Below are 23531 nucleotides of genomic sequence, written 5' to 3' on the forward strand. Positions count from 1 at the left end.
GTAACACATACCATAGGATCAGGTGTTCGATATGTCTACGCAAGCCGACGACGAGACGGACGGAGTCGAGTCGCGATCTGAACCTGCCGGAACCGCGACGATCGAGGCCTACGAGACGGACGATGGGATGGTCTTATACGATGCCGAAAATCCGCTGGCGTGGGTCGAAACCTCGCGAGCGATCGCCCTCGAGGAACTCGCCTGAAATCGTTCGCGTTTTCGACTGAAACGCCAATCCTTTTCTCACCGCTCGCCAAGCGTTCGACTGTGGTATTCGATCGGACCGAGCACGAACCCGACGAGGACGATCCGGAAGCTGACTTTCGGGATCCCGATAGCGATTCGCTGACGATTCCGCGAGTCGAGACCGAGGATGCGGGCTCGGGCCTCGGATCGGAGCTGCGCGAGGAGTTCGAATCCGAAGCAAAGACGGGACTCGAGGAGATGGGCGAAGAGAGCGATGTCCCGCCTGCCCTCCTCAAGACCTTCTGGGCGGTGGTACTCGTCGTCAACGGTGCAGTCCTCGCGTTCGCGCTCGGTCTCATGCTGATACTGTTCCAGGGGGATCTCTCTCGAGGCGGCGCCCTGATCGTCGGTGGCGGCGTCTTGTTGGCTTTCGCCGCTCGGCGCTATCGTGGCTACCGACGCTCGAGCGACGAGTCGGAACGCGACACCGAGAAATCGACGGCCGAAGCGTCGGAAAACACTGGTGGTGAGGATCCGGCGGATGACGAACCGCGACAGAGCGAAAACAGCGACGACGCGTAGGCGCGGTTCCGATCAGCGGATCAGCCGAACTTGCCGGTGATGTAGTCTTCGACGCGGTCGCTTTCGGGATTTTCGAAGATCTTGTCCGTGTCGTCGAACTCCACGAGGTGACCGCCGGTCAGGAAAACGGCGGTCTTATCTGAGATTCGCGCCGCCTGCTGCATGTTGTGTGTGACGATGACGACCGTATACTCCTCGGCTAACTCCTCGACGAGATCCTCGATTTTCGAAGTCGCGACGGGATCGAGCGCGCTCGCGGGTTCGTCCATCAGGATGACCTCCGGGTCGGGTGCGATCGCGCGGGCGATACAGAGGCGCTGTTGTTGGCCGCCCGAGAGATCGAGGCCGCTCGAGTCGAGTTGGTCTTCGACTTCCTCGAGCAGTGCGGCCCGCTCTAAGGCCGTCCGTACCTGTTGCTCGACGTTCTCGTCTTGGTCCTGTACACGAAGTCCGTAGGCGACGTTGTCGAAGATGCTCTTGGGGAACGGATTGGGTTTCTGAAACACCATGCCGATCTTCCGACGTAAGGCGACGGGATCGACGTCCTCGTCGTAGACGTTTTTTCCGTGAAAGGACAGCTCTCCGTCGACGCGAGCGATGTCGATGAGATCGTTCATCCGGTTGATCGAGCGCAGGAACGTCGACTTCCCGCAGCCGGAGGGCCCGATGAGCGCGGTCACCTGTCGTTCCGGAATCGTCATGTCGATTCCATCAAGCGCCTGGTCGTCGCCGTAGTAGACGTCGAGATCACGTGATTCGATGACGGGATCGGCCACGCGAGACGAACCGAGCGACCCGTCGTCAACGCTCGTCGCGGTCGACTGCTGGTCGTCGGCTGCGGACTTGGATACGGTTCGTGGGGCCTCTCCGTTCGCAGTCATAGAACGTACGACACCCTTGGCACTCGAGCAGTTACTTGTTCCGGATTCGATCGACTGCGACTCGGAACTGGGCGTCGGCGTTGCGGGTCGGTCCGTTTCCACAACCCCACAGGCTCGACCCGATACTCGTCGTGGTGCATATCGAACCGTTGTCGGTCGAACTAAAATACGATACTATGAGGAGTCAGTAGGAAACTAGATCTCTCCATACGGCCATATAGTCCTATGTAGCCGAGGCCGACGATCGGTCAGTCGGCGGTCGAATCCGAACCACGCGGGAGTTCGAACATCACGGTCGTCCCGCTGTCCCCGGTCGGGCCGTCGTTCGTGTTCGAATCCGTCGGCGGCTGGTCTTCGACCGACGGAATAGAGAGCCGACCGTCGTATCGACTCACGATCCAGTTGACGAGCCACAACCCGATTCCGCCAGTGTGATTGACCTGTGAGGTCGGTCGGTCACTAGCAATAGCGGAGCCTTCGACGGGCGGAATCCCTGGACCGTCGTCGTCGATTCGAACCCGCACCCACTGCTCGTCGGTTTCGACGGTGACCTCGACGCTCGCGTTCGGACCAGCGTGTTCGGCGGCGTTTGCGAGCAGCTCATCGATAGCGACGGCAACCTCCTCGCCACAGGTTGCAACGGCGGTTTCCGGAGCGACCACGGTGATCGACTCCAGTTGCCGATGGCGCTCCGTCCGATCGGTCGTCTCGTCTCCGCCATCGCCGCCGTCGTCCGGCGTGCGCTCGAATGCGTCGACGCGCTCGCGGACGAGCGCCGCGAGGTCCGTTCGGGGGACTGGCTCCTCGATCGGATCGAGCAGCGACTCCGTCATTCGGGCCCGATCGGCCAACGCCACCAGTTCGTCGGTCGCCACGCGGATGTCCGCCGCGGTATCGCTGCGTTCACCCTCGAGCGTCGACTCGAGGTCGGTCGCCCGGCCGGCAACGACGTTGAGCGTATTGCGGAGATTGTGTCGCAAAATACGATTGAGCACGAGCAGCATCTGTTCGCGCCGCGCCAACGAACTCGCCAGCGACTCGAGTGCGGCATCGATCCGACCCCACTCGCCGCTGCCGTCGATCGATGGCCTCGACTCATAGTCACGCGCCTCGAGGGCGCGAACCCGGTCGTGGAGTCGTCCGATACGTCGAATGTTCGAACAATAGACCCAGAGACCGAACGCCGAAATCGAACCGAGAAGGGTGAGTCCGGAGACGAGCTGGAAGATGGCGAGTTGGTTGGTCGTCGCCGATACCTCCGCCCGGTCGCGGTGGGCGGTGACGGTCCACTCGACCGTCTCGAGCGTTTCGCTGTGGTCGATCGTCTCCTCGAACTGGTCGCCATCGGAGTACAGCGTCTGGTCCGTCGTTTCGACGGTGATGCCCTCGCGGGGCGCTCCGCTCAACGGATCGAACAGTTCGGTCTCGTCGAGGTGATACGCGCCATTGAGCGCACCGACGATCTCGTCGTCGTCGTAGATCGGCATGCTGATGGTCACGATTTCGTAACCGGTTTCGGCGACGAATGGTTCGCTGACGTATCGCTCACCTGCGAGCGCTCGATCGACGTAGGGGCGTTTGCTGAGGTCTGCTCCCTCGACGTCAGCGGCGTCGTCGCCGGACACGATCGCCTGCACTTCGCCGGTGTCGTCGACGACGGTCGCCCCCTCGAAGGCAGACGTGTCGACGAACGCTTCGAGGGCGTCGGACTGGGCGTCGGTTCCGTGCTCGGTGAGCGCCTCGTCGCCTGCAGCGATCGCGACCGACCGCTGTTGCTCGCGAATGCGATCGTCGAGCATCGAGGCGGAGATGTTCGCGTGGTCCGCGACCGAGGTTTCGGCGTTTGCCGTCACGTCGCTCTGATGGGCGTCGAACGTCAGGAAAAGCACCGCTCCGGAGACGAGAACGACGAGCAGAAAGACGAGAAAAAAGCGGTACGCAATTCTCATGTCGGTGTGGTTGTACCATTATATGTAATGTATCGTTTTATTATGGTTGTGGCTGTTGTGTTCGATGTTAGAAAGCCGATGTCCATGCAGGCCGCCACAGACGGGACAGCGGCTATTCACCCGCGAGGATCGTACGCGTTGCGGATGTAGATCGCAACGGCGTTCATCAACAGCAACACCGTCAAGAGAACGACGATCCCGGCGGCTGCAACGTGTTGGAAGTCGCCGTCCGGAAGTTTCGCCCATTCGAAGATCTGCATCGGCATCGCGCTGAACGGTCCGGTCGGATCCGTCAACTCGGGCGGCGTGAACATCGTCGTCGCCGCCCCGACCATCAGGATCGGCGCCGTCTCGCCGATCGCTCGAGAGAGCGAGAGGATGATCCCGGTCATGATCCCCGGAACCGCTTCGGGAAGGACGACGTTGCGAATCGTCTGCCACTTCGTCGCGCCGGTGCCGTAGGAGGCCTGTCGCATCGAATCCGGAACGGCCCGTAGGGATTCTTGGGACTGGACGATGACGATAGGCAGGATGAGCAGTGTCAGCGTCAACGCACCGGCGATGAGACTCGCTCCCGTCTGCAGCGCCCGGACGAAGACGGCCAAGCCGAGCAGTCCATAAACGATCGAGGGAACCCCGGCGAGGTTGGTGATGTTCGCCTCGATGAACCGCGTCAGTCGGTTATCGGGGGCGTATTCCTCTAAGTAGATCGCTGCGCCGACACCCAGAAAGAGCGTGAAAATCGCGGTGAGGACGATCAGGTAGATCGAGCCGACGATCGCCGGATAGAGGCCGCCCGGACCGGTCGGCAGATCGCCGTAGTTGCTCGGATCGTAGTGTTCGACGATCTGGGACGGCGGATAGGTCAGGAATTCCCAGGTGAGCCAGCCCCAGGCTTCGACGACGACGTCGACCAGCAGCGCCACGAGCGCGACGATACCGACCAGCGTCGCGGTCCCACACAGCCCGAGGAACAGTTTCCCGAGCCGTCGTTTTCGTCTGACCGCCGATTCGTCGAACTCGAAGCCGCTGTCGTCGGTCGTCGGTGGCGTACTCATTGGTACTCCTCCCGGTAGCGGGACCGAACCCACATGCTGAAGATGTTCATCAGGAACGTCATCACGAACAGGGTCAACCCGATCGCGAACAGGCTCTGATAGCCGATCGATCCGACCGACGCGTCACCCGTCCCGATCTCGACCATGTACGCCGTCATCGTCTGAATCTCCTCGAAGGGGTTGCGTGTCAGTTGGGGCAGTGCACCCGCCGCGAGCGCGACCGCCATCGTCTCGCCGATGGCCCGCGACACCGCGAGGATGTAGGCCGCGACGATTCCCGACAGCGACGCCGGCAGCACGACTTGCGTCGAGACCTCGAACTTCGTCGCGCCCAGCCCGTAGGCCGCGTTCCGAAGCGAGTCGGGAACCGACGACATCGCGTCTTCGGAGATCGACGACACCATCGGGATGATCATGATGCCGACGACGATCGCCGCTGCAGCAGCGTTGAACGTCCCCGGTTCCGGGAGCAGCGGAACCCGGCCCCCGAGCCCCTGGAGAATCGGGGTAATAAACGAGATCGCGAAAAAGCCGTAGACGATCGTCGGAATGCCCGCGAGGATCTCGAGCACCGGTTTGACGACGCTGCGAACGCGCGGACTGGCGTACTCCGAGAGATAGATCGCCGTCAGCGTGCCGACCGGAACCGCGATCAGCGCCGCGCCGACGGTGATCATGAGCGTCCCCCAGACCAGTGGGAGGACCCCAAAGCTCGGATCGTCGGCCGCCCGTGGCGACCAGTTCGTTCCGGTGAGATACTCGACGATCGAGACGGCCGAGAAGAAGTCGATCGCACCCTCGACCAGCACGGCGATAATCGCCACCGTCGTCGCGACCGTGACGAACGCACACGCGAAGAAGACGTATCTCGCGACCCGATCGCCGATCGTCCCGACATCGTTACCGGACCGGCTCAGGTCGATCGGTTCCGAACTCATGTGACCCCCGCGATCGCGTCCTCGAGTTTCTCGCGCTGGCTGTCGATCGTTTCGTCGGGGACCGCATAGAAACCGACGTCGCGGGCGGTTTCCTGGGTGTTCTCCAGATAGAACCGAACGAACGCACGAAACTCCTCTCGAGCGAGCGCGCCCATCCGAACGTAGAGATACATCGGTCTAGACAGCGGTTGATAGGTTTCTGCTTCGATCGTCTCGCGTTCGGGTTCGACACAACCGTTACCGTTGTCGATCGCGACGAGGTCCACATCGTCTTCGTTCTCGTAGTAGTAGCCGGCCCCACCGAAGCCGACCGCGTGACGATTACCCCGAACGCCGCGAATGATGTTGTTCGTATCCGGCGAGCCGCTGAAGTCATCTCGGATATTGCCGACCGCACCGTTTATCTGCTCGGTGAAATAATCGTAGGTACCCGACGCCGCATCCCGACCGTAAAAGGCGATTTCCTCGTCGGGCCACTCTTCGTCGGGCCGCTCGTCGTCGAGGTCGGCCCAGGTCTCGACGTCCGAACCCCGTTCCCACATTCGGCTCAGTTCCTCGACCGTGAGACAGTCACACCAGTCGTTGTCGGGGTGTTTCATCACGGCGAGGCCGTCTAAGACGACCTCGAGTTCGAGCCACTCGACGCCGTTGTCTGCACACTGGTCGGCCTCGGCATCGTTGATCTCCCGGCTCGCGTTCTGCAGATCCGTCTCGTCTCGACAGAACTGCTGGAAGCCGGCGCCGGTCCCGGCTCCGCTAACGGAAATATTCACCTGGTTGTTCTCCCACATAAATAGTTCGGCGACCAACGCGCTGTTTGGCAACAGCGTGTTCGAGCCGTCGATGACGATTTCGCCCTCGAGATGACTCGATTCGCCGCGAGTGATACAGCCTGCAAGCCCAGCAAGCGTGGTTCCTGTGGCACCGAGTAGAACCTGCCGACGTGACACCGCGCCGGCTCGGTCAGTGATCGGCTCCGTACCCATTATCGTGTACGTGGGGATATCGTCTCTAAATACCCTACTATGTTTCCTATATAGGGATACATAGGACAATCGATGCCACGGAAACGGAACCGATGTGGGGGACGCAAGCGAGGGTAAAACGCGAGCTATCGAGCGAGTAGCTGCCGTCGGCCTGCGGTCTATAGATGGTCGGGAATTTATAGTTCGGGGACCACAATCGAGTGTATGGAAACGCGTAAGGTCCAGGTAACGGGAGGATCGACCTACACCGTCTCGCTGCCGAAAGGGTGGGCGACCGACAACGAGATCAGTTCGGGGTCGACGGTCGAACTCTACCCTGAAGACGACTCGCTGTTGCTGACGCCCCGGAGCGAAACCGATCGACAGGAGGGGACCCTCGACGTTTCCGACCTCGAGGGCGAACGACTCACCCGAGCCGTGATGACGATGTACGTCAGCGGCTTCGACATCATCCGCCTCGAGGCGACCCGAATCACGACCGACCAGCGACGGGCAATTCGGGACGCCACGCAGAGTCTCGTCGGCGTCGAAGTACTGGAGGAGACGACCGACAGCGTCGTCATCCAGGACCTGCTCGACTCCTCGGAGCTCTCGATCGTCAACGCCGTCTCGCGCATGCGCTTGATCGCCACCTCGATGCTCGAGGACGCCGTCGTCGCTCTCACCGAAAACGACGACGACATCGCCCGCGACGTCATCGAACGCGACGACGATGTCGATCGGCTCTGGCTCGTCGTCTCCCGTATCTTCCGTGCGACGCTTCGCTCGCCCCGCGCTGCCGAGGAACTCGGCGTCCCCCGCGAGGACTGCTTCGACTACCACTCGAGCGCTCGTCAACTCGAACGAGTTGCCGACCACGCCGCCAAGATTAGTAATCTCGCGCTCAAACTCGAGGAGATTCCCGACTCCGTCGCCGACGCGCTCGAGGCGCTGCAGGCCGACGCCGTCGACGTTCTCGAGAAGGCGATGGACGCCCTCTTTGCCGACGAGACTGAGGACGCAAACCGACTCGGCCACGCCGCTCGCGAGGCCGTCCTCGAGATCGACGAACACACCCGCCACATCGACGACATGCTCCGGGATCTCGAGCCCGTCCAGGCCCAGTCGCTCGGTTTGATCGTCGACTCGCTCTCGCGAAGTGCCGACTACGGCGGTAACATTGCCGAGACAGCGTTGCAGAAGGCAGCCCCTCGTCCCTGAACGCTTTGTTCTTGCCTTTTTATTCCAGATTTCCGCAGTCGGGCTTCCATCCACCGGTCGACGACGTGGTCGGCCGGTGGTCCGCGTTCGATCGAGTCCGGTTCACTCGTCGTCCGTTGGATCGAGCTACCGACTCGCCCCCGCTGGACCAGCCGCTAGCGGGTGAGAGTCGATTAGAAGCGATACGCGGACCGAAGAAACCGATTACTCGAGCAAGACGGCGTTGACCTGGCCGGTCTGGCCGGGTCGGGATGTCACGCGGGCGCGGCCTTCGGAGGTTTCGATGACGGCCCCCTTCGTGATGATGTTTCGGCGGACGTAGTTGGGGTTGGCGTCGTTTTCGACGACATCTTCGATGTCGGCCGAGAGCGTCTCGTCGCCGTCGTTGACGCTTGCGACGTTCGTCGCCAGCGCGCGGATCTTGGTGTCGTTGCCCCGAACGTCGACGGTTCGGTAGCGCGGTTCGCCGACCTGGGTTTCGGTCGGTAGCCGACCGAGTTCGTCCTTGCGGCGTTTGCGGACGTTCTTCAGTCGACCACCGGTTCGCTTTCGCGTGGAGCGTCCCTGGTTTTGCATACCCGAGACACGGAGCGGGCGATACTTGAATCCACGCTTTCGGATCGACGTGGCGCCTGTGTGGCGTGTTCACTCGTCGCTGGACGGCGTCACTCGTTTCGTGGCTCCCTGCCCAACTCCTCGGCGACGGCGTCGACCTTGTCGCTGGCTGTGCCTTCCCGCGTTCGCTTGTCGTCGATCTTCAACACCGTACTCACTCGGTCGGCGTCGACCGCCTCGTGGGCCGCCTGCGCGGCCGCGAAGAGTTCGTCGGTACTCTCGGCTTCGATCACCGTCCCCATCGGATTCGTTTCGTAGCTCACGTCGTAGGCCTCGAGCGCGTCGACTGCCTCGGCGATCTCGCCGGCCATGCTGTCTTCGATGACGGGAGCGACGCTCAGTAGTGCGATTACTGTCATCGTCGACACTCACGAGCGGTAGACTCCTAAAACCGTGGCCGTCGTGGACAGCGTGGCAACGGTCGATTCCGCGGGTGGTTGCGGGTCAGTTCGACGGCGTCGGATGGCCGTTTTTCGACGGGGGATAGATGATGACGTCGCCGTTTGCGTATACGAACACTTCGTGCTCGAGGGCGGTAAACGCCACGTGACCGCCGGTTCGGTCGGTGCCGTCGGCTTTCGGGCTAAAGAGCCGATCGAGGGCGTCGGGGTCGATGCTATCGTAGAGAGAGAACTCCCCCTGGGAGACGTCGGTGTCGGCGATCTCCGCGATCGCGTGGACGATCGTCGTCGTCAGCGTCGCGGTCCCCTCCACGTCGTGGTGGAACACGTACCGGTCGTTAGGCTGATCGTACTGGAGGTCCGTCGTTGCGCTTGCTGGTGATTCCGTCTGCATTGGTATCTGAGCGGTGCGGTCGTCACTCCGTCGTAGTATGCCGCGGTATAAAAGTCAACTGGAGGCGTCAACGGTTAGTTTCGGTGAAATACGCCGTCTGTGACGGGCTCGTGGATAGTTAGGATGGCACTCGAGAGCGGACCGCGACGGTTTCGTAGAGGTAGCCGCTTGCACAGCCGATGGGAACCGTCAGCCAGGCGGTGAGGCGAAAGCCGACGTCGGCAACCCCGACCGCGAAGGCACCGGCCGCCACCGGATCGGTGCCAGTCACCGACAGCGCCGCTAGACTGACGAGAAGAATACAGCCGACGAGAAACGCCCCGACGTAGGTCACTACCGTACCCAGGAACCCGGCGGTGAAGCCGTAGTATGGCGTTTCTGACGGGAGGTGTCGCCAGATAACGACGCCGACGACGAACGCCAACGGGCCGACGATCGGCGCCATCGATAGTCCGAGTGCCGCCAGTACGGTCCCATCGAACGCGCCGGCAACGACGAAATCGGCACCGACCATAACGAGTCCGAACGCGACTGTGGCTACCACCGCTGCCGTGGCGGCGGCGTATCCTGCGCCGATGCTGTCGTCGTCGGCCTTCGGCAGTCGACCCGGACCGTACCGCTTACAAAACCGGTGGAGACTGGTTGTCGTCACAGTCCTAGCCATACGCCACCATACACGTCAGAGAAGATGTATGTTTTCCGGTCGCGACGGCGGTGACCGTCACAGACGTGCCGACGCCGCGAGACCGTCGGAACGTATACCCGATGGCAGATCCACGTCGGCGTATGCCACTGCTTCAGTTCGAGACGACGCTCTCGCTATCGGCCGAGGAGAAGACGGCGTTGGCAAATTTCGTGACCGACAGCTACACTACGGAGATGGCGACGACTGCAGGCCACGTCGCCGTGACGATCTGCGAGCGCGATCCAGCCGACCTCCACCTCGGACGTGCGGTCGACGGCCCACTGCTCTTTCTCGACGCCGACATTCGGCGAGGGCGATCGCTCGAGCGCAAGCGTGCGTTCGCCCTCGACGTCTTCGGGTACGTTGGCGAGACGTTCGACGTTCCCGACGAAAACATGAAGGCCGTGTTCACCGAGCACCCCGGCGAGTCGATGATGGGCGTCGACCGAATCGGCGGCGAGTGGGACGAGGCGTAATCGGAACCTCGAGTGAGAGAGCGACCGTATTGCGGAATAATCGTCTGTGGACCGGTAGTGCCACTATCCAAATGGCCTCACACTCGTCGGACGTGCTCTCCTCCGTTCTGATCCCATCGTATCGAGGGTCCCCTACTCGACCGCGTCGCTTGTCGGTGTTGGTGATCGAAAAATGCGCTGGCTGGGATTTGAACAACGCGAAGACGGTCCTGCTCGCTCACTCCGTTCGCTCGCAGGCTGGGACTTCTCTCGTTCAAATCCAAGAACGATTTCTGCCGCTCACGATTTGTTCGCGACAGAAATGCGCTGGCTGGGATTTGAACCCAGGTTGTGACCATGGCAAGGTCACGTGATACCACTACACTACCAGCGCCCTGCTACACTTCATTCTACTCCCGGAGGGATGTATAAGGGTTGCGAATCGAGGCCGCACCGTCACGCCACACCACGACAAACCGACGGATGGCAGCGACCCGTCACCGGGCTCCTGGCAACTCGAGTTCGACCCTTCGGTCGACATTCACCATTCCAGTTGCGACGCGTCTGTCGGACAGCAGTCACTGAAGCGAACTCCACGGACGGGGGCGGCGAACGCTCACACTCGTTCGGTCTGGCAGTATCACCAACCCCGAAACCACTACGAAACGGGCCCCGAGACGCCCGAGAGTCGGAATCAGTCCCTGTGGGGGAAACGCCGTCGTCGTCCGCGATAGTATCGGACTGCATACAGCAATCCGAGGCTGTTTCCTTGTGGACGACATCGTATCGAGCGAGCACGCATGTCTCGGAGCTTCGTCGCCGACGTCGTCATCGACCACGCCGAGCTTCCGTTGACACCGACGCTACGTGCCGTCCCCGAGATAGCAGTTACGGTAGAATCACAGCCGACCCAGCGAGAGTCGCCGAGTATCTTCTACTCCGTGACCGGCGACGACTTTGCAAAGTTCGAGAGCGCCCTCGAGGACGATCCGACGGTTACGGACTGGCAGACATCCATCACGGACGACGAGTGTCGCCTCTACCAGATTGCGCCAAGCGCTAACACGAAGTTCACGACGCCGAAAATCGCCGATCTCGGCATTCGTGTGCTTTCTCTCGAGAGTGTAGACGGTCGGTGGCACTTCCAGCTGCAGGCTCCCGACAGGGACGCACTCGGCGACTACTGGCAGTACTGTCGCGACGAAGGCGTCGCGTTCGAACTCGAGAAAATCTACAGCTCCGGCCCGCAGCCGCGGCCGACCGGAAGCGAGCCGCTCGAGGCACAACTCACCGATCGACAGTTAGAGGTTGTCGACACCGTCACCCGAATGGGCTACTACGACCAGGATGGGGCCACAGCCAAGGCGGTTGCCGACGAACTCGATATCTCGCCGTCGACGCTCTCGACGCACATTCGGCGGATCATGGCGACGATGTTCGAGTATCTGTCCGAGGACGGGTGAGGCGGTCCGTCGTACCGATCTCCCGGGACCATCCAACCGCCTGCGAGGCCATCTGTACTGACAGACACTAGTCCCTCTGACACTATCCTCTCGGATAGCGTCACTGCTGGAAGATACACCGCCCCCGATATAAGTAGTGGAAGAATACGACAGTAGACTCGAGGGCCGACGGCACTGACTCGAACGTAATGGATGCAGTGACTGTGGACGCCGATACGACCGTCTCATCGTCGAAACCGAGTGTCACGATCGTCGAGCGGATCGCAAAGCGCGATGGCGTCGATCCAACGGAACTAACCCCGCCGCTCTATTCGGCAATCGATCCCGAGGCGCTCGACTCGCTTTTTTCGACGACCGACGGGACGGACGCCAGGAGCGTCGGAAACGTCCGATTCACGTACAACGGATACGAGGTTTGTGTCCAGAGCAGCGGTGAGATTTCCATTTCCGAGCGCTGAGTGCGTTCACGACTCACGCTCGAGCGGATGTTCGAGACGGCCCGCCAAAGACGACGAAATGCCAATACAGAAACGCCAGGAAGACGCCGAGAGCAAACTGGGCGAATACCTGTTCTGCCGACCGTGGTGGGAGCGAGCTGCCAAGAAAACGAATGCCGACGGCGAGGACGAACGAGTCGGTCGCAGTATCGGCGAGTGTGCTACAGCAAGCCACCAGTACGGCGCCGTAACAATACAGCGCCAGTGGGTTCCGCAGGCGTGAGCCCCCGAGATAGTTGAGAAACCCGCGCTCGTAGGCGACGGTCAGGTGCGTGACGGCGATCGAGAGGGCACCAGTCAACGCGACCAGCGCGTAGACGCCGAGCAGACTCACGCCACCCACGAGCAGGCTGACGTTGTGGATCGCAAATGCCCCATAGAAGAGGATCGACCATCGGAGCACAATTCCCTCGTACCGTTGGGGACTCGCACGAACGGCGAGGACGACGCCACCGGCGTATCCCGTTGCTGCCAGAACCACGCCTGGAAGCCCCAAGAGATGGTACAACAGCACCGTTATCGGGTTGAGTTCGACGATCGACGTCGCGCGGAAAAACTGCAGCGTCGTCAGCAGGTCGATCCCCCACCAGACGCCGAACGCGGCCCAGAGCACCGACCGCGACCGCAGGGCGTGTTCGAACTTGAGGGACGGCACGCGCTGTGTGCGACTCACTGTGTTGTATGGTAACACGTTCTACCTCTTCACTTTTGATCCGGCCGCTTACTGCACAACGTCGCCGACCATGATGTATTGCTCGTCGTTCGGATCTGTCCCCCAGAGAACGGCGTCCATCAGCGGTTCGTACTCGACGTTCTCGAGGCCGTGATCGGTCAGGAAGGTGGCCAATTCTTCCGGCGGGCGTCCGTCGTACAGCGGCAAGTCGTCGTGGATAGCCTCGTACCCCTCGAACGGTTCCGGAAAGTCCCAGTGACCTTCGATGAGGACGATTCGACCGCCGGGACCGACGACGCGACGCCACTCTCGAATCGCGCGTTCGGGAGACGGCAGCGTCCAGATGAGATGGCGTCCGGTGACGATACTCTCTTCGCCACTTCAAAATAAGTGTGTTCGCCAATAGATTATAATATACTGATATAGTATATTAGCATATTCTAGTAAAATACTGACTCATAATAGCAAGATTTAACTAGGATATGCGGATCGTTTCCTATAGAGCCATCGACCGTCCTGGCGATGGTAGTGGCAACTAGTTGGGTCCCTGGTCGGACTCGAGATGAACGACAGTATTAACAAGTACAATTGTAGGAATGAAAGTAAGGTTGATGAACGGGCAACGTGACGACCGCACTGTGACCGAAACACGACGCCACTATCGCGTGGGATCGCCACAATCGGCGACCGAGATGGAAGACGCGACGATCGACGCCTGAAATGTTACGGCCGCTCCTCGCACGGTTGGGTTCGCTGTCGGCCGTCCTGGTCGGTGTGTCGATGGTGACCTACGGGTTCGTCTTTCTGACACCCGGCGATCCGGCGTATACGATTCTTAGAGAGCAACGCCAGAGTCCGCCGTCCGAGTCCGAGGTGGCGGCGTTCCGTGCCGAACACGGGTTAGACGAGCCGTTTCTCGTCCAGTATAGCGCCTGGCTTACCGATGCGCTTCGGGGGGATCTCGGGATGTCCTACTATCAATCCGAACCCGTGACCTCGTTGGTGCTTGCACACCTGCCGAACACGCTCGAGTTAGCGCTTGCGGCGACGGTCGTCTCCTTGCTCCTTGCGGTACCGACGGGCGTGATCAGTGCCGTCCACCGTGACACGTGGATCGACCGAACCAGCCAACTCGTCGCGTTGCTCGGCGTCTCGATGCCGAACTTCTGGCTCGGCTATCTGTTGATCCTGGTCGTATCGCTCTGGCTCGGACTGACGCCCGTCGGCGGTGCCGGCACGCTCGCCCACCTCGTGTTGCCCGCGATTACGCTCGGGACCGGAATGGCCGCGATCGTCACCCGGCTCGTCCGCGCGTCGATGCTCGAGGTGCTCGAGGAGGCCTACGTCGATACCGCGCGATCGAAAGGCGTGCGCGAACGGCTGGTCGTCTACAAACACGCGCTTCGAAACGCGCTGATCCCCGTCGTAACAATCGTCGGACTACAGTTTGGATTCATCATCAACGGTGCGGTCGTCGTCGAGGGGGTGTTCCAGCGACCGGGACTCGGGACGCTGTTGGTCGACGCCGTCTTCGCTCGCGACTATCCGATCGTCCAGGGCGTCGTGCTGGTCACGGCGGTGGCGTTCGTCCTGACCAACCAGCTCGTCGACCTCGCCTACGTCGCACTCGACCCCCGCGTCGACCGAGGTGATCGGTCGTGAGCGACCGCCGGTCGTCGCGGTCGGCCGTGGCGGCGCTCCGTCCGTCGACGCTGGTAGAGCGCGGCCGAACCCTCCTCGCTAGTCGACCCCTCGGTCGGACGAACGCGGCCGTCCGACTCGGCGGGGCAATCGCCGGCGTCCTCGTGGTCTTCGCCCTCGTGGGGCCGTCCGTGTCGCCGTATGATCCGACCGCACAGTTGCTCGAGGCACGACTCGAGGGGCCGTCGCTAGCCCACCCGCTCGGTACTGATGCGCTCGGGCGCGACATCGCGACGCGACTCGCTTACGGCGCGCGAGTCTCGCTGGCGCTTGCGGTTGCGGCGACGCTCGTTCGGCTCGTGATCGGGACGACCGTCGGCTTGCTCGCGGCGACCGGCGGCCGACTCGTCGACACGGTCTTGATGCGGCTCGTCGACGTCCAGTTGGCCTTCCCGGGGCTCGTGCTCGCGCTCGTCATCGCCGGCGTCCTCGGACCGAGCCTGCGAAACGTCGTGATCGCCCTGTCGCTGGTCGGCTGGGCGTCCTACGCTCGGGTCGTCAGAGGGAGCGTCCTCTCGATTCGAGAGCGACCGTTCGTTCGCTCGGCGAAACTCCACGGGACGCCGTGGCATCGACTGGTTCGACGCCACCTGTTGCCACACCTCGTCAGTCCGGTGTTGGTCCTCGCAACGTTGAACGTCGGGACCGTCGTTCTCGCCGTCGCCGGCCTCTCCTATCTCGGGTTAGGTGCACAGCCGCCGACGCCGGAATGGGGGACGATGATCGCTAATGGCCGCAACTACCTGCGAGCTGCCCCCTGGATCGTCACCGCGCCGGGCGTCGCGATCATGCTGACCGTCATCAGCTTCAACCTCCTCGGGGACGGGCTGCGGGACGCGCTCGATCCCGACCACCTCGAGGACCGACAACGGAGGCGAACATGAGCTCCAAACTCACCATCGAGAACCTGCACGTTCGATTCGACACCGGCTCGGAGACGGTACACGCGGTCAACGGCGCGTCGTTTGCGATCGATCCCGGCGAGGTCGTCGGCGTGATCGGCGAGAGCGGTTGTGGGAAGTCGGTCACCGCCCGATCGATCGTCCGCCTCGAGTCACCGGGCGACATCGTCGACGGACGCATCCGCTACGGCGACCGCGAGCTGACGACGGCGGACGATCGAACGCTCCGTCAGCTCCGCGGGCGAGAGCTCGCGATGGTGTTCCAGGATCCGTCGACGACCCTGAACCCCGTCTACCCGATCGGGGAACAGATCGCCGAGGCGCTTCGCATTCACCGCGATCCCGACCGCCAGCCGTTTTTCCGGGAACTCACGCGCGGACTGAGTTCGCGGCTGCGATCCTCGAGCCGCCGATCGGACGTCCTCGAGCTGATGGCAGCCGTCGGCATCCCGCGGCCGGCAGCGCGGATCGACGCCTACCCCCACCAGTTCAGCGGCGGGATGCGCCAGCGGGCGATGCTTGCCGTCGCACTCGCTCGCGATCCGTCAGTGTTGATCGCCGACGAACCGACGACGGCGCTGGATACGACCACCCAAGCGGCCATCCTCGAGCGGTTGGCCGACCTCAACGCCGACCGGGGGATGGGGATGCTCGTGATCAGCCACGATTTCGGCGTGGTCTCGACGCTGTGTGACCGCATCGTGGTCATGTACGACGGCGTCGTCGTCGAACGCGGACCGACCGACGAGTTGCGCTCGAATCCCGAACATCCCTACACGAAGGCGTTACTGGGCTGTGTCCCCCGACGTGCGGATTCCGGTTCGCCGCTGCCGACGGTGGCGGGCACGCCGCCGGACACCACCGCGCCACCGGCTGGCTGTGCGTTCGTCGAGCGCTGTCCGTTTGCGACCGACGACTGTCGGGAAACGCCGCCAGCGGTCGTCGACGCTGGGCCGGACCACACAGTACGGTGTGACGTCTCCGACGCTCGCGAGGCGTCGCTTGAGGCGATGACCACCGAGACACCGACTGGTAACGGGACTGGCGATATGGCATCACAATCCCAACAGATGCACCCATCGTCGGTTGCCGTCGACGGCGGAACGGGCGACCCTGTCTCGACTGGAGTGGCCGGCGATGCCTCGAACGACGACCACGAGCCGATCCGACCGGACGAGCCGGTCGTCGAACTCGAGGGTGTCGCGAAGTCGTTTCGCGAATCCGACGCGCTCGTCGATCGCCTGCTGGGCACCGACGATCGGATGCCGGCGGTCCGAAACGTCTCGCTCGAGCTCCGAGCCGGCAAGACGGTCGGGCTGGTCGGCGAAAGCGGCTGTGGCAAGTCGACGCTTGCATCCCTGGTCTCGGGCCTCGAGGTGCCCGACGAGGGGACCGTCAGGCTCCGTGGCCGCCCGGTCGGCGGGGTCGGCGGGCGGACGAGTGAGCAACTGGCCGACGTCGGGGTCGTGTTCCAGCATCCGGGCGGCAGTTTGAACCCGAAGCGAACGGTCGCCGAGTCGATTACCGAGCCGCTGGTCGAAGCCGGCTGGTCGCGGTCGCGCCGTGAGAGCCGCCTCGAGGAGCTGTGTTCGCTGGTCGGCCTCCCCGACGGCGTCGGCGATCGCTACCCCGACCAGCTTTCGGGCGGCCAACGACAGCGGGTCGCGATCGCACGTGCGCTCGCGTTGGAACCAGCCGTGCTCGTGTTAGACGAGCCGACCGCCGCACTCGACGTCTCGATCCAGGCGACGGTCCTCAATCTGCTGGCCGACCTGCAGGCCGAACTCGGGTTGGCGTACCTGTACGTCTCTCACGACCTCGACGCCGTTCGACACGTCGCCGACCGGGTCGCGGTGATGTACTGCGGGCGGTTGGTCGAACGCGGCCCTGCCGAGACGACGCTCACCCGGCCGACGCATCCGTACACACAGACGTTGCTCGACGCCGTCCCCGGCCGGAACGCCGAACTCGACGAGCGAACGCTCGGGGCGGAGCCGCCCAGTCTCGCCGACCCGCCCTCGGGCTGTGCCTTCCATCCCCGTTGTCCGGTAGCGACCGAGGAGTGTTCGCAGATCGACCCCGACCTCGAGCCCACCGGAAACGGGTGCTCGAGGTGTCTGTACGCCCCGGAGTGGCGAGACGAATCGTCCGCCGAACGACCCGTCGACGACGACATAGCATGAACCACACCCGACAGCCGACGATGAACCGACGAACCGCACTGCGAACGACCCTTGCCACCGGAGCGCTCGCTCTCGCGGGCTGTCTCTCGGACGATTCAGCCGGCGAGACCGGATCGACGTTCCGGATCGGCGGCAAGTGGGCGCCCAACCGCGATCCCCTCGACGGCGGCAGCCAGATTCGTCGCCTCGGCGTGACCGAGGCGTTAGTCAGCGTCGACGACGACGCCAATCCGGCACCCGGGCTCGCGACCGGCTGGGAGCGACCCGACGACCACCGCTGGGAGTTTCCCCTCCGCGAGGACGTCACGTTTCACGACGGGGCGTCTCTGGACGCCGCGGCCGCCGTCGAATCGCTTCACCGAACCAACGCGTCGGCGGCCTTCGAGGACGTGCCGATCGAATCGATCGAGGCCGTCGACGAAACGACCGTCGGCGTCGAGACGGCAACGCCGTTCTCACCGCTACCGGCCCACCTCTCGCGCAACGAGGCAGTGATTTTGAGCCCCGAGAGCATCGAGGCCGACGATTCGATCGAGAACCCGATCAGCGCCGGTCCCTTCGCCGTCGACACGTTCGATCCCGGCGCCGAACTCCGTCTCGAGCGCCACGACGAGTACTACGGCGAGGAACCCGCCTTCGAGGCGGTCCACTACGAGGTCGTCGACGACGACCAGACCAGACGACTGAAACTGGAAAACGGCGAAGTCGAGATGGCTCGAATCTTGCCGACCGAAACGGTCGCCCCGCTCGAGGAGACCGACGGAATCGACGTCTACACGCCCGAAATCCCACGGATACGGTTCCTCACGTTCGACACGCAGACCGAACCGTTCGACGACGAACGTGTCAGGCGCGCGGTGTCGGTTGCAGTCGACCGAGACGCGCTCACTGACTCGATTCTCGACGGTGTCGACGATCCGGCAGTCGGCCCGTTCTCGCCGACGATTACCGAGTGGGCGAATCCGGACCTCGAGACCGACCGCTACGATCCCGAACAGGCACGGACGCTGCTTGCGGACGCCGGCTGGACGATCGACGGTGATACGGAGCGTGAGACACGGACGCGAGACGGAACCGAACTGGCCATCGAGTGTCTCACTTTCGACGGCAGAGACCTGCCCCTGATAGCCCAGGTGCTCCAGGAGCAACTCGCCGCCGTCGGCATCGATCTCGACGTGACGACCCTTGAGTACGCGACGATGGTCGACCGCGTCGGCCAGGAGCCGTTCGACGTCTATCTCACCTCCTGGGGAACGCTGTGGTATCCCGATCCGGATCGGCTCACCGACATGTTTCACTCGAGGGCCGCGTCGTTGCACCACGGGTACGAGAACGACCGCGTCGATACGCTGCTCGAGGAGGCCCGCGGAACCGACGATCACGAAGCCCGGTTGGAACGGTACCACGAGGTCCAGTCGATCGTCGCCGAAGATGTCCCGATCGCGGTTTTAACCAACTACACGAACATCACCGCGACCGCGGCGAGCGTCAGCGGCTACGAACCCCATCCCACGGAGTCCCGGATCGGACTCGAGTCGATCGATCTCGACGCCGAATAACGTTCGCGGGGCCAGCACGTCCGATACCGCGTTCGACGCGCTCGCTACCAGCAAACGCGACAAAGAACAACGTTTTTACTCGCGGTCGCGCTTCGAGACGGTATGAGCGAACGCGAGGTGCTTGAGTTGCTTCGTGAGAACGCGCGCTACTCGGCGGCCGATATCGCGCGAATGACCGACCTCGACGAAGCCGAGGTCGAGGCAGCGATCGACGAGCTCGAGGCCGCAGGGGTGGTCCAGGGCTACCAGGCGGTCGTCGACTGGGACGAGCTTGAAGACGAGCGCGTCCGCGCGGAGGTCGAGCTCAACGTCCGGCTCGACCGCGAGACGGGCTATGCCGACATCGCCGAGCGCCTCGCACGGTTCCCGGAGGTCACCGCGTTGCGACTGGTCAGTGGCGACTACGACTTCGATATGGAGGTCGAGGGTGACTCCATTCGAGAAGTGTCGCAGTTCATCAGCGAGAAAGTCGCTCCCGTCCCCGAGATCACCCAGACGGTCACGCACTACGTGATGACCTCCTACAAGGAAAACGGGATCGAGTTCGGTGACGGCGACGACGACGACCGGCTCTCGGTCTCTCCCTGACAATGACGTTCGAACTAGCCGACCGCGTCCAGACGGTGCCGCCGTCGGGGATCCGGCGCTTTTTCGAAATCGCCGAAGAGCGCGACGATGTCATCTCGCTGGGCGTCGGCGAACCCGACTTCGCCACGCCGTGGGCGGCCCGTGACGCTGCGATCGCCTCGCTCGAGCAGGGCAAGACCTCCTATACGGCGAATCGAGGGAAACGCGAACTCCGGGACGCGATCGCCGACTACGTCGCGGATCGGTTCGACCTGGGCTACGATCCCGGCGAGGAGATCATCGTCACCGCGGGAGCGAGCGAGGCGGTCGATCTGGCCTTCCGAGCGTTCGTCGATCCCGGCGACACCGTCGCCATCGCCCAACCGTCCTACATCTCCTACGAGCCCGGCGTCATCTTTGCCGGCGGCGATGTCCTGCCCGTACCCACGAAAGAGGACGACGACTTTCGGCTGACCGTGGACGCCCTCGAGGAAGCCGGCGCGCAGGATGCCGACGTTCTCGTGCTCTGTTATCCCAACAACCCGACGGGCGCGATCATGCGCGAGGCGGATCTCGAGCCGATCGCCGAGTTCGTCCGCGAGCACGATCAGATCGTTCTTTCCGACGAGATCTACGCCGAACTGACCTACGAGGGCGAACACACTTCGATCGCGACCTTCGAGGGCATGCGCGAGCGGACCATCGTCTTCAACGGCTTTTCGAAGGCCCACGCGATGACCGGCCTTCGGCTCGGCTACGCGCTCGGGCCCGCCGACGCCATCCACGCGATGAACAAGATACACCAGTACGCGATGCTCTCGGCCCCGACGACGGCCCAACACGCCGCACTCGAGGCGCTCGACTCCTGTGAGGACGACGTTCGGGAGATGGTGAGCCAGTACGATCGGCGCCGCCAGTTCGTCCTCTCGCGATTCCGTGAGATCGGGATGGATGTTTTCGAGGCCAAGGGAGCGTTTTATTGCTTCCCCGAGGTACCCGACGGCTTTACCGCCGAGGAGTTCGCCGAGGCGGTCCTGCACGAACAGGGCGTCGCCGTCGTCCCCGGCGATGTCTTCGGCGCCGGTGGCGAGGGCCACCTTCGGGTCTCCTACGCCACCGGACTGCAGGACCTGCGCGAAGCGATGAATCGACTCGAGGCGTTCGTCGCAGCGCACGGCTAACGATCTGAGCCGATCAGACCACGTTTCGCTCCCGTCGCTGCTCGCCCTGCTCGAAGCGGTTGCTCGCAAACGCCGACAGATCTACCAGCGACGCCGACCCGTCGACGATCAGTTCCGCGACGAGTTGTCCGGTCGCCGGCGCGTGCTGGAAGCCGTGACCCGAGAACCCCCCGGCGGTGATGAAGCCGGGAACGCTCTCCTCGATGATCGCGTTGTCGTCCGGCGTTACCGCGTACAGCCCCGCCCAGCCGCGCTTGATCGCCGACTCGGGCCCGAAGGCACTCGTCCAGCCGGCGACAGTCTCGAGGACGCGACCGGCCCACTCGAAGTCCATCGAGCGAGTATAGCCGTCGGGGTCGACGACGGGATCGGCATCGTCTACGTGACCGCCGACCAGCGCGTCGTCACCGCGTTCCGGCCGGAAGTAGGTACCGCTCTCGAGATCGATCGTCAGCGGTGACGACTCCGAAATCGTCGTCTCGGGACGGACGACGGCGATTTGGCGGCGCTTGGGGACGATCGGCAGCGACACGTCGGCCATCGCCCCGACCTCCCCGGCCCAGGGCCCCGCCGCGTTGACGACGTAGTCCGCCTCGAGGCGGCTCTCCGATGTCTCGACGCCCGCCACTCGCCGCGTTCCGGTTGCGGCCGCGACGCCGTCGCGATAGATGTCGGTTACCGGCGTCTGCGTCCGAATCTCCGCGCCAGCCTCCCTGGCCGCCGAGGTGTAGGCCTGCAACGCGAGGTGGGGGTCGGCGACGCCGTCCGTTGGGGAATACGATCCCGCGACGAACTGACTGGGGTCGATCGCCGGGCAGTACTCGTGGGCCATGTCCGGCGAAATCACCTCGCTCGGGACGCCGCGGTCGGACTGGGTGGCGACCGCCGCCTCGAGCGCGTCGGCGTCCTCGCTCGAGCGAGCGAGAAACAGGTATCCCGTTCGTCGATAGTCGATGGTCTCGCCGAATCGCTCCTCGAACGCGTCCCAGACGGCCATGCTCGCGAGTGACATCTCGACCGTCGCCGGCGTCGAAAACTGCGCTCGAATGCCGCCGACGGCGCGTTCCGTGCTGCCGTTCCCGATCGATCCGTTCTCACAGACGATCACGTCGACGCCACGATCGGCCAGCTCGTACGCGCTCGCCATCCCGACGATGCCGCCCCCGACTACGACGACAGTCATGCGGTACCGTAGAACGTGACCGGCGATAAGGATTGGTTCCGTCGTCGGGCCTGTCCGCGCCCGTTTAGAACCGGTCCGACCCGAGTCGCGCTCGCGTCTCGTCGTCGAGTCGCCCCTCAAGGAGGGCAGAGACGACGATGGCGGCGGCGGGCGCGAGCGTGAGTCCCTGGCCGGAGAATCCGCAAGCGACGAGATAGCCCTCGAGGGCAGTCTCGCCGACGATCGGGCGGCCGTCGGGCGTCACGGTCCGCAGGCCGACCCACTCGTCGACGACGCGTGCGCCCTCGAGTGCGGGGACGGCGTCGGCGAGGTCGGTCGCTTCGGCCATGAATTCGGCGGGAACCGTCAGGTCGTCGGGGTCGAACGACTGGCCCTCGACGTAGCCCGTCCGGTAGGCGCCGACCCACGCGCCGGTTCGGTCGGGCTCGCGGGTGGGGCGGACGTAGCGTTCGGACTCGAAGATCGTCACCGGGCTCTCGACCGGCGCGTCGGTCTCGAGCGCTGTCATCGGCCCGAGCGTGTGACAGAGCGGAAGCGAGACGCCGGCCAGTTCGTTCAGCCGCGGCGCCCACGGGCCGGTCGCGTTGAGCACGTAGTCGGCTGCGAGCGTGTCCGTGGTGGCTCGACCCTCGGCATCGTCGTCGATCTCGACGCCCGAGACGCTACCGTTCCGTTCCCCAAGGTCGGTTACCGCCACATCGGTACGAACGTCGACGCCCCGGCGCCGTGCACAGTCCGCGAACCACCGGGCGACGGCGGTCGGATCGAAGATGCGGTCGTTCGGCGTCCAGAGGCCGCCGACGAAATTCTCGGGGGCGACGCCGAAGTCCGCGAGATCGGTCGCCGGGAGAACCGATGCCTCGAGCCCGCACTCGGCGAACGTCTCGGCCGCCAACTCGAGTTGCTCGGCGAATGCGTCCGTCTCGGCGACGTAGAGCACGCCGACGCGGGTCCACTCGAGCGGGCCGTCCTCGAACAGTCGGCGGTAGACCGACCGTGCGCGCTCGCGCAGGTCGACATCGAACGGCGTCGGATCGACCATCGACTGCATGACGATCCCGGCCGACGCGGCGGTCGTCTCCCGGCCGACGGTCGAGCGCTCGAGGAGAGTCACGTCGTGGTCGGTCTCGCCGAGTCGAGCTGCGATCGCAGTGCCGACGATGCCGCCGCCGACGATGACGATGTGCATGGGTCGCGCTACCACGTCGAACGTGATAGACGTATCACGGTAACCGGTGTGGGTCGTCGGGGTTCGCCGTCTTTGCCACGGGGAGACGCTCAAGTGATTTCCC

General features: G+C 63.6%; 24 protein-coding genes, 1 tRNA gene and 1 pseudogene. 12 read left to right on the forward strand and 14 right to left on the reverse strand.

Annotation, left to right across the window (positions count from 1 at the left end; translation table 11 throughout):
• Positions 1-31 precede the first annotated feature (31 nt).
• Positions 32-205 (forward strand): DUF7331 family protein, encoded by a 174-nt coding sequence (locus D8Y22_RS22235; protein ID WP_174811765.1) that lies wholly within the window; start codon positions 32-34, stop codon positions 203-205.
• A 62-nt stretch (positions 206-267) separates the two neighbouring features.
• Complete coding sequence (locus D8Y22_RS04965; protein ID WP_174811766.1) at positions 268-768, forward strand: DUF7322 domain-containing protein; 501 nt, start codon at positions 268-270, stop codon at positions 766-768.
• 20 nt (positions 769-788) lie between these two features.
• Here D8Y22_RS04965 and pstB read toward each other — a convergent pair whose 3' ends face one another.
• From pstB to D8Y22_RS04990, 5 genes are all read right to left on the reverse strand, one after another.
• On the reverse strand, positions 789-1649 hold the full coding sequence (gene pstB, locus D8Y22_RS04970; RefSeq protein WP_141463615.1) for a phosphate ABC transporter ATP-binding protein PstB: 861 nt from the start codon (positions 1647-1649) through the stop codon (positions 789-791).
• 248 nt (positions 1650-1897) lie between these two features.
• Complete coding sequence (locus D8Y22_RS04975) at positions 1898-3598, reverse strand: sensor histidine kinase (RefSeq protein ID WP_141463616.1); 1701 nt, start codon at positions 3596-3598, stop codon at positions 1898-1900.
• 116 nt (positions 3599-3714) lie between these two features.
• Positions 3715-4656, reverse strand: coding sequence for a phosphate ABC transporter permease PstA (gene pstA, locus D8Y22_RS04980; protein WP_141463617.1), 942 nt, complete (start codon positions 4654-4656; stop codon positions 3715-3717).
• Positions 4653-5594: a phosphate ABC transporter permease subunit PstC gene (pstC, locus tag D8Y22_RS04985; RefSeq protein WP_141463618.1), complete on the reverse strand. Its 942-nt coding sequence runs from the start codon at positions 5592-5594 to the stop codon at positions 4653-4655. Before pstC ends, pstA begins: the two co-directional genes overlap by 4 nt.
• On the reverse strand, positions 5591-6580 hold the full coding sequence (locus D8Y22_RS04990; RefSeq protein WP_141463619.1) for a PstS family phosphate ABC transporter substrate-binding protein: 990 nt from the start codon (positions 6578-6580) through the stop codon (positions 5591-5593). The genes pstC and D8Y22_RS04990 overlap by 4 nt, the downstream gene beginning before the upstream one ends.
• Before the next feature lie 204 nt (positions 6581-6784).
• On the opposite strand from D8Y22_RS04990, the gene D8Y22_RS04995 reads away from it, so the two are divergent.
• Positions 6785-7780, forward strand: a complete 996-nt coding sequence (locus tag D8Y22_RS04995) for a phosphate signaling complex PhoU family protein (RefSeq protein WP_141463620.1) — start codon at positions 6785-6787, stop codon at positions 7778-7780.
• 204 nt (positions 7781-7984) lie between these two features.
• Here the strand turns inward: D8Y22_RS04995 and D8Y22_RS05000 are convergent, their stop codons facing one another.
• The 4 genes from D8Y22_RS05000 to D8Y22_RS05015 all read right to left on the reverse strand — a co-directional run bounded on the left by D8Y22_RS05000 (position 7985) and on the right by D8Y22_RS05015 (position 9854).
• Positions 7985-8356, reverse strand: a complete 372-nt coding sequence (locus D8Y22_RS05000; protein ID WP_141463621.1) for a 30S ribosomal protein S8e — start codon at positions 8354-8356, stop codon at positions 7985-7987.
• Positions 8357-8445: 89 nt separating this feature from the next.
• Positions 8446-8754 carry an MTH1187 family thiamine-binding protein gene (locus D8Y22_RS05005; RefSeq protein WP_141463622.1) on the reverse strand — a complete coding sequence of 103 codons (309 nt, stop codon included), beginning with the start codon at positions 8752-8754 and terminating at the stop codon, positions 8446-8448.
• 85 nt (positions 8755-8839) lie between these two features.
• Complete coding sequence (locus D8Y22_RS05010; RefSeq protein ID WP_141463623.1) at positions 8840-9190, reverse strand: HalOD1 output domain-containing protein; 351 nt, start codon at positions 9188-9190, stop codon at positions 8840-8842.
• Between the two features lie 118 nt (positions 9191-9308).
• Positions 9309-9854, reverse strand: coding sequence for a hypothetical protein (locus tag D8Y22_RS05015; protein WP_141463624.1), 546 nt, complete (start codon positions 9852-9854; stop codon positions 9309-9311).
• A gap of 122 nt (positions 9855-9976) precedes the next feature.
• On the opposite strand from D8Y22_RS05015, the gene D8Y22_RS05020 reads away from it, so the two are divergent.
• Positions 9977-10351 carry a tautomerase family protein gene (locus D8Y22_RS05020; RefSeq protein ID WP_141463625.1) on the forward strand — a complete coding sequence of 125 codons (375 nt, stop codon included), beginning with the start codon at positions 9977-9979 and terminating at the stop codon, positions 10349-10351.
• Positions 10352-10653: 302 nt separating this feature from the next.
• On the opposite strand, the gene D8Y22_RS05025 is transcribed toward D8Y22_RS05020, so the two are convergent.
• Positions 10654-10724, reverse strand: a tRNA-Gly gene (locus D8Y22_RS05025).
• Between the two features lie 406 nt (positions 10725-11130).
• On the opposite strand from D8Y22_RS05025, the gene D8Y22_RS05030 reads away from it, so the two are divergent.
• On the forward strand, positions 11131-11793 hold the full coding sequence (locus D8Y22_RS05030) for a helix-turn-helix domain-containing protein (RefSeq protein ID WP_141463626.1): 663 nt from the start codon (positions 11131-11133) through the stop codon (positions 11791-11793).
• 188 nt (positions 11794-11981) lie between these two features.
• Positions 11982-12251 carry a HalOD1 output domain-containing protein gene (locus D8Y22_RS05035; RefSeq protein ID WP_141463627.1) on the forward strand — a complete coding sequence of 90 codons (270 nt, stop codon included), beginning with the start codon at positions 11982-11984 and terminating at the stop codon, positions 12249-12251.
• Positions 12252-12264: 13 nt separating this feature from the next.
• On the opposite strand, the gene D8Y22_RS05040 is transcribed toward D8Y22_RS05035, so the two are convergent.
• Together D8Y22_RS05040 and D8Y22_RS05045 are read right to left on the reverse strand one after the other, a co-directional pair.
• Complete coding sequence (locus D8Y22_RS05040) at positions 12265-12963, reverse strand: hypothetical protein (protein WP_141463628.1); 699 nt, start codon at positions 12961-12963, stop codon at positions 12265-12267.
• A 48-nt stretch (positions 12964-13011) separates the two neighbouring features.
• A pseudogene (locus D8Y22_RS05045) lies at positions 13012-13329 on the reverse strand (class I SAM-dependent methyltransferase); the annotation flags it as partial.
• A 354-nt stretch (positions 13330-13683) separates the two neighbouring features.
• On the opposite strand from D8Y22_RS05045, the gene nikB reads away from it, so the two are divergent.
• From nikB to D8Y22_RS05075, 6 genes are all read left to right on the forward strand, one after another.
• Positions 13684-14625, forward strand: a complete 942-nt coding sequence (gene nikB, locus D8Y22_RS05050) for a nickel ABC transporter permease (RefSeq protein WP_141463629.1) — start codon at positions 13684-13686, stop codon at positions 14623-14625.
• A 50-nt stretch (positions 14626-14675) separates the two neighbouring features.
• Entirely contained in the window at positions 14676-15548 is an 873-nt protein-coding gene (gene nikC, locus D8Y22_RS05055; RefSeq protein WP_246084359.1) for a nickel transporter permease, read from the forward strand.
• On the forward strand, positions 15545-17749 hold the full coding sequence (locus D8Y22_RS05060) for a dipeptide ABC transporter ATP-binding protein (RefSeq protein ID WP_141463630.1): 2205 nt from the start codon (positions 15545-15547) through the stop codon (positions 17747-17749). The genes nikC and D8Y22_RS05060 overlap by 4 nt, the downstream gene beginning before the upstream one ends.
• Positions 17746-19308, forward strand: coding sequence for an ABC transporter substrate-binding protein (locus tag D8Y22_RS05065; RefSeq protein ID WP_141463631.1), 1563 nt, complete (start codon positions 17746-17748; stop codon positions 19306-19308). The genes D8Y22_RS05060 and D8Y22_RS05065 overlap by 4 nt, the downstream gene beginning before the upstream one ends.
• Before the next feature lie 102 nt (positions 19309-19410).
• Positions 19411-19896, forward strand: a complete 486-nt coding sequence (locus D8Y22_RS05070) for an Lrp/AsnC family transcriptional regulator (RefSeq protein ID WP_141463632.1) — start codon at positions 19411-19413, stop codon at positions 19894-19896.
• 2 nt (positions 19897-19898) lie between these two features.
• Positions 19899-21056, forward strand: a complete 1158-nt coding sequence (locus D8Y22_RS05075; RefSeq protein WP_141463633.1) for a pyridoxal phosphate-dependent aminotransferase — start codon at positions 19899-19901, stop codon at positions 21054-21056.
• A gap of 13 nt (positions 21057-21069) precedes the next feature.
• Here the strand turns inward: D8Y22_RS05075 and D8Y22_RS05080 are convergent, their stop codons facing one another.
• Together D8Y22_RS05080 and D8Y22_RS05085 are read right to left on the reverse strand one after the other, a co-directional pair.
• Positions 21070-22239: an NAD(P)/FAD-dependent oxidoreductase gene (locus D8Y22_RS05080; RefSeq protein WP_141463634.1), complete on the reverse strand. Its 1170-nt coding sequence runs from the start codon at positions 22237-22239 to the stop codon at positions 21070-21072.
• A gap of 64 nt (positions 22240-22303) precedes the next feature.
• A complete protein-coding gene (locus D8Y22_RS05085; protein WP_141463635.1) occupies positions 22304-23428 on the reverse strand; it encodes an NAD(P)/FAD-dependent oxidoreductase in 1125 nt (374 codons plus the stop codon).
• Between the last annotated feature and the right edge of the window lie 103 nt (positions 23429-23531).

Source organism: Salinadaptatus halalkaliphilus, from assembly GCF_006543045.1.
GTDB lineage: Archaea > Halobacteriota > Halobacteria > Halobacteriales > Natrialbaceae > Salinadaptatus > Salinadaptatus halalkaliphilus.